At 63.5% G+C, this 4,573-nt stretch carries 5 protein-coding genes and 2 pseudogenes; all 7 read left to right on the top strand.

Annotation, left to right across the window (positions count from 1 at the left end; translation table 11 throughout):
- Positions 1–389: SDR family oxidoreductase (locus BMW76_RS39795; protein ID WP_143062459.1), on the top strand; the 389-nt coding region annotated here is incomplete at its 5' end.
- A gap of 28 nt (positions 390–417) precedes the next feature.
- Positions 418–699: a hypothetical protein gene (locus BMW76_RS39790; RefSeq protein ID WP_090874144.1), complete on the top strand. Its 282-nt coding sequence runs from the start codon at positions 418–420 to the stop codon at positions 697–699.
- Between the two features lie 62 nt (positions 700–761).
- On the top strand, positions 762–1,106 hold the full coding sequence (locus tag BMW76_RS39785) for a carboxymuconolactone decarboxylase family protein (RefSeq protein ID WP_090874143.1): 345 nt from the start codon (positions 762–764) through the stop codon (positions 1,104–1,106).
- A 71-nt stretch (positions 1,107–1,177) separates the two neighbouring features.
- Positions 1,178–1,858 (top strand): cupin domain-containing protein, encoded by a 681-nt coding sequence (locus BMW76_RS39780; protein ID WP_090874142.1) that lies wholly within the window; start codon positions 1,178–1,180, stop codon positions 1,856–1,858.
- Positions 1,859–1,861: 3 nt separating this feature from the next.
- Positions 1,862–3,034, top strand: a complete 1,173-nt coding sequence (locus BMW76_RS39775) for a flavin monoamine oxidase family protein (RefSeq protein ID WP_090874141.1) — start codon at positions 1,862–1,864, stop codon at positions 3,032–3,034.
- Positions 3,035–3,036: 2 nt separating this feature from the next.
- Positions 3,037–4,072 (top strand): annotated as a pseudogene (locus BMW76_RS39770) (alcohol dehydrogenase).
- Positions 4,073–4,220: 148 nt separating this feature from the next.
- A pseudogene (locus BMW76_RS39765) lies at positions 4,221–4,573 on the top strand (MFS transporter); the annotation flags it as partial.

Here is a 4,573-nt window from a genome sequence, read left to right as displayed (position 1 = left end):
AGCTGCGCGGTGGTGGCGCCATCGTGCAGACAGGCTCGCTTTGGGCCCTGCAGGCCATCGGGGCGACGCCTTCGGCTGCGTACTCCGCGGCGAATGGCGGCGTACATGCGTTGACGCGCAACCTTGCTATCGAACTTGCGGCCTCGAACATCCGGGTCAACACCGTCGCACCGGCCGTGGTGGAAACGCCCGTCTACAACACGTTCATGACGGACGACCAGGTCAAGGAATCCTTGCCGGCCTTCAATGCTTTCCACCCGCTTGGTCGCAATGGACAGCCGGCCGACGTCGCCGAGGCGATTCTGTTCCTGGCTTCTTCGAGTGCGTCGTGGATTACCGGCACCGTCCTCTCCGTCGATGGCGGCGTGATGGCCGGTCGCCAGGCCTGATCACATCTTCCATGACAGGAGCTGAGAAATGGTCTATCTGCAAATCACCCTGAAGATCGCCGCTGCCAACCGTGCCGCTGCCGTCGGCGTCTATAAGAAGTACAAGGCCGCGTTCCTCAATACGATCGCGGGCGCGAAGTCGAAGGAACTGCTGGTGCGCGAGCAGGATGTGCAGGTACTGCACGGTTTTGACACAGAGGAAAACGCGAAAGCCTACCTGGAGAGCGCGTTGTTCAGCGCCGATGTGGTCGGCGGTCTCAAGCCGCTGCTGGACGACGTACCGGATGTGCGCATCTATCAGGCCGCATAACACCTATTCAATGGGGCTTCGAGCCACGGCACGAGCCCCACATAGCCACTGGACACACCACCATGATGCAAGACTGGAATACCTATCGCGACGTGCTGATGACGCGCATGAACGAATACGCCACGCTCACCCCCGATGTGGTGCGCGGTTTGATGACCATCGAAGGCGCCGCCGTGAAGACCGGCAAGCTGCAGCCGAAGATCCATGAGCTGATCGCGCTGGCCGTGGCTGTTACGACGCGTTGCGACGGCTGCATCACCGTGCATACCAGGAAAGCCGTCGAGCACGGCGCCACGCGGGAGGAAATCTCCGAAGCGCTGGCTGTCGCGATTGCGCTGAACGCAGGCGCCGCACTGACTTACTCGGCGCGCGTCCTCGACGCACACGCTGCGTTGCCGAACAAATAGCCCGTCCGAGGCTGGCGGCTGAGGCTCTTGTAGCAATCGGCCGCCGGCCTCCCGTTCATGGAGGAAACGCGATGCACGTCAACGCGGACTTCTCGCGCCGCGCTGTCGTCGCGGCCGATCAATACCAATGGGTTGCCTCGCCACAGAGCGGGATCGAGCGCGTGATGCTCGACCGGCTGGGCGGCGAGACGGCTCGTGCCACGAGCATCGTGCGATACGCTTCGGCCTCGTCTTTTCCGCAGCACTGGCACCCGGGCGGCGAGGAGATCCTCGTGCTGTCCGGCACGTTCTCGGAGGGGAATCAGCACTATCCGGCCGGATGGTATCTGCGCAATCCGCCTGGGTCGTCGCATCAGCCCTTCAGCGATGGAGGCGCAATCATTTTCGTCAAGCTCGGGCAGATGTCGCCTGGGGACGACCGCTCCGTGCGTATCGACACATGCAACCCGTCTTGCTGGGAACGACGCTCGGGCCGTGAAGTTTGCCCGCTGTTTGCGGATGCCTCCGAACAGACCGTCCTGGTACGTCTCGATCCGGACGAGCCGCTTCTCACGAACGCGATCGATACCGCCGAAATGCTGGTGCTAACGGGCGAACTGTGCGGCGAACTGTGGAGCGACGGGCGGCAATACGTTCGAGGTAGCTGGTTGCGTCTGCCTGCAGGCGAATATCCCGATCTTGTGGCTGGCCCGCATGGCGCCACCCTGTATCTGAAGATGGGCCACCTCACCGGTCTTACGACTGGCGGATAGCCCATGTCGACTGCACACATCGCGATCATCGGCGGCGGCCTCAGTGGGTTGTATGCCGCCTTTCTGCTCGAGCAGCATGGCCTCAAAGACTATGTACTCCTTGAGGCACGCCACACATTCGGCGGCCGGATTGAGTCCGTTCCTGCCAACGGGCTGATGGTTGCAGGCACCGGGAGCGCAACAGCCGATCATCACCGCTTCGATCTCGGACCGGCGTGGTTCTGGCCCGCGTTACAGTCTCAGCTGGACCGACTTGTCCGCGACCTGGGACTGGAGCGCTTCGAGCAGCACGAAGCGGGCGACGTGATGGTTGAACATTCGCCTAACGAGCCGCCAGCGCGAATACGTGGCTATGCGTCTTCTCTAGCTTCCGTGCGCCTGGTCGGCGGCATGGCTGCGCTCATCGACGCGGTGCACAGCCGCCTCGCGCCCGCGCGCTTGATGACGGGCCATCAGGTGCGACGCCTGCGCTGTACTGGGCACCACGTCGAACTGGACATCGAGGGCGCACGTGGACAGGTCGCGTCCTTGCGTGTCGGCCATGTGCTGCTCGCCGTTCCGCCACGTCTCGCCGTGGCGACAATCGAATTCACACCGGCGCTGCCCGAAACCCTGGAGCGGGCGTGGCGGCGTACCGCGACCTGGATGGCGCCACATGCAAAGTATGTCGCCGTCTATGACACGCCGTTCTGGCGTGAGCAAGGACTGTCCGGCGAAGCACGCAGCGCGCGGGGGCCGCTCGGAGAAATCCACGACGCGTCGGCACCCGGCGGCAGTGCGGCGCTGTTCGGCTTCTTTGGCGTCCCGCCAAGGGTCCGAAGAAACGTCTCCGACGACGTGTTGCGCTCGCATTGCCGCGCTCAGCTCACGCGGCTGTTCGGCGCGAGGGCCGCAACACCCACGGCCGATTTCATCAAGGACTGGGCTGCCGAGCCATACACGGCCACCGCAGCCGATCAGGACGCAGTGGTCCAGCACAGCGCGGTACCTTCGGCCGAAGCCTCGTCGGGCGTCTGGCATGGCCGGCTCGTTGGCGTCGGCAGCGAATGGTCGCCGCACTTTCCGGGCTATGTTGCGGGTGCCATCGAGGCTGCAAGCCTCGGGGTGTGTGCATTGAAGGTCGCCGCGACACGTGAGGACTTAGTTTGCGGCGGTCGAAACACGACAGGGAGTTGACGATGAAGAAGACTTACCGCGCAATGCAGGCGACGAAGCCTGGAATACTTGAAATGGTGGAACGCCCGACACCCGTGCCGGACGCCGGTCAGGTGCTGATCGAGGTCGAGGCATGCGGCATCTGCGGAGCCGATGTCAGTGATATCGAAGGGGCGGACCCGACACTGCAGCCGCCCCGCGTGCCCGGCCATGAAGTTGTCGGCCGCATTGCCGCCATTGGAGCGGGCACGCCATCGATCTGGAAGATCGGTCAACGTGTAGGCGTGTGCCGTCTCGGCGGACATTGCAATGAATGCCTTCAATGTCGCCGCGGCCAGTTCCAGCTCTGCCAGAACCAGCCGATCGTCGGCGCTTCGTGTGATGGTGGCTATGCCGAAATGATGCTGGCTCGCAGCTCGGGCCTGATTTCGATACCGGATGAACTGAACGCCGAAGAAGCCGCGCCCATCCTGTGTGCGGGTGTCGCTACCTTCAACGCTGAGGAAGTCTGGCGCCGAGGCGGGCGACATCGTGGCCGTATTGGGCATTGGCGGCCTCGGGCACATGGCCATCCAGTACGCGCGTCGCATGGGTTTCAAGGTCGTTGCGGCGGGACGCGTCGCTGACATCGCTGACGATGCGCTGGCACTTGGCGCGCACGTCTATATCGACACGAATCAGGAAGACGCGGCAGCGAGGCTCCAGGCGATGGGTGGTGCGAAGGCCATCGTGACGACCATCGGCAACACCGCCGTAGTGTCCGCGTTGTTGCGGGGCCTTGCGCCGCAGGGCCGGTTGATCGTGCTGGGTGTCGGCAAAGACCCGTTGCCCATATCGACCGGCCAGCTTGTCGTCGGCGAGCGCAGCATCACGGGATCGATTACGGGCTCACCCTATGAGAACGAGAAGGCGCTGGACTTCAGCGTGCTGACGGGCGTGCGTCCGATGATCGAGACGATGCCACTGGAGAACGCGTTCATCGCCTACCAGAGGATGAAGCGCGGCGACGTCAAGTTCCGGATGGTCCTGACCATGGGGCAAACGCGCGACGTGCGCTAACGACGACCTGTGGCAACCGGTCATCGTTCATGCCAGCAAAGCCGGATGGGGTTTCGAGTCCAGTGCCCGGCGGACGCTGCTTCGGATCGGTGGCGAGCCGCACTCACCAACTTGAATCAAATGTCACACGTCAACGCGGACACTCTCACTGAAGCGGCATCGTCGCCCGTTTTACCCTCACGCAACGGGCAATGTGGCAAGACTGACCATCGCGCAGGCGCTCGCCGGAGCAAACTCGACCGTTGTCTACGCAACAGGCGCAATCGTCGGCAACATGCTGGCGCCCAGTCATGCGCTCGCGACCCTACCGATCTCGATCTTTGTGGTGGGGATGGCGGCCTGCTCGTTGCCTGCAGGGGCCATCGCCCAACGTCACGGTCGCCGCGTCGCCTTCCTGATCGGGACCGGATTTGGCATGCTTGTCGGTTGGCTCGCGGCTTTGGCGGTTGTGCTGGGCTCCTTCTGGCTGTTCTGCGCAGCGACGTTCTTCGGCGGCGCTTA

Origin of the sequence: Paraburkholderia diazotrophica, assembly GCF_900108945.1 — a bacterium.
Lineage (GTDB): Bacteria > Pseudomonadota > Gammaproteobacteria > Burkholderiales > Burkholderiaceae > Paraburkholderia > Paraburkholderia diazotrophica.
The sequence above is the reverse complement of the archived record's forward strand: the minus strand, read 5'-3'. Positions and strand labels throughout refer to the sequence as shown.

Bases quoted from the DNA above. Each gene is read 5' to 3' on its own strand.
- BMW76_RS39790 (WP_090874144.1), top strand. From the start codon at position 418: ATGGTCTATCTGCAAATCACCCTGAAGATCGCCGCTGCCAACCGTGCC.
- BMW76_RS39785 (WP_090874143.1), top strand. From the start codon at position 762: ATGATGCAAGACTGGAATACCTATCGCGACGTGCTGATGACGCGCATG.
- BMW76_RS39780 (WP_090874142.1), top strand. From the start codon at position 1,178: ATGCACGTCAACGCGGACTTCTCGCGCCGCGCTGTCGTCGCGGCCGAT.
- BMW76_RS39775 (WP_090874141.1), top strand. From the start codon at position 1,862: ATGTCGACTGCACACATCGCGATCATCGGCGGCGGCCTCAGTGGGTTG.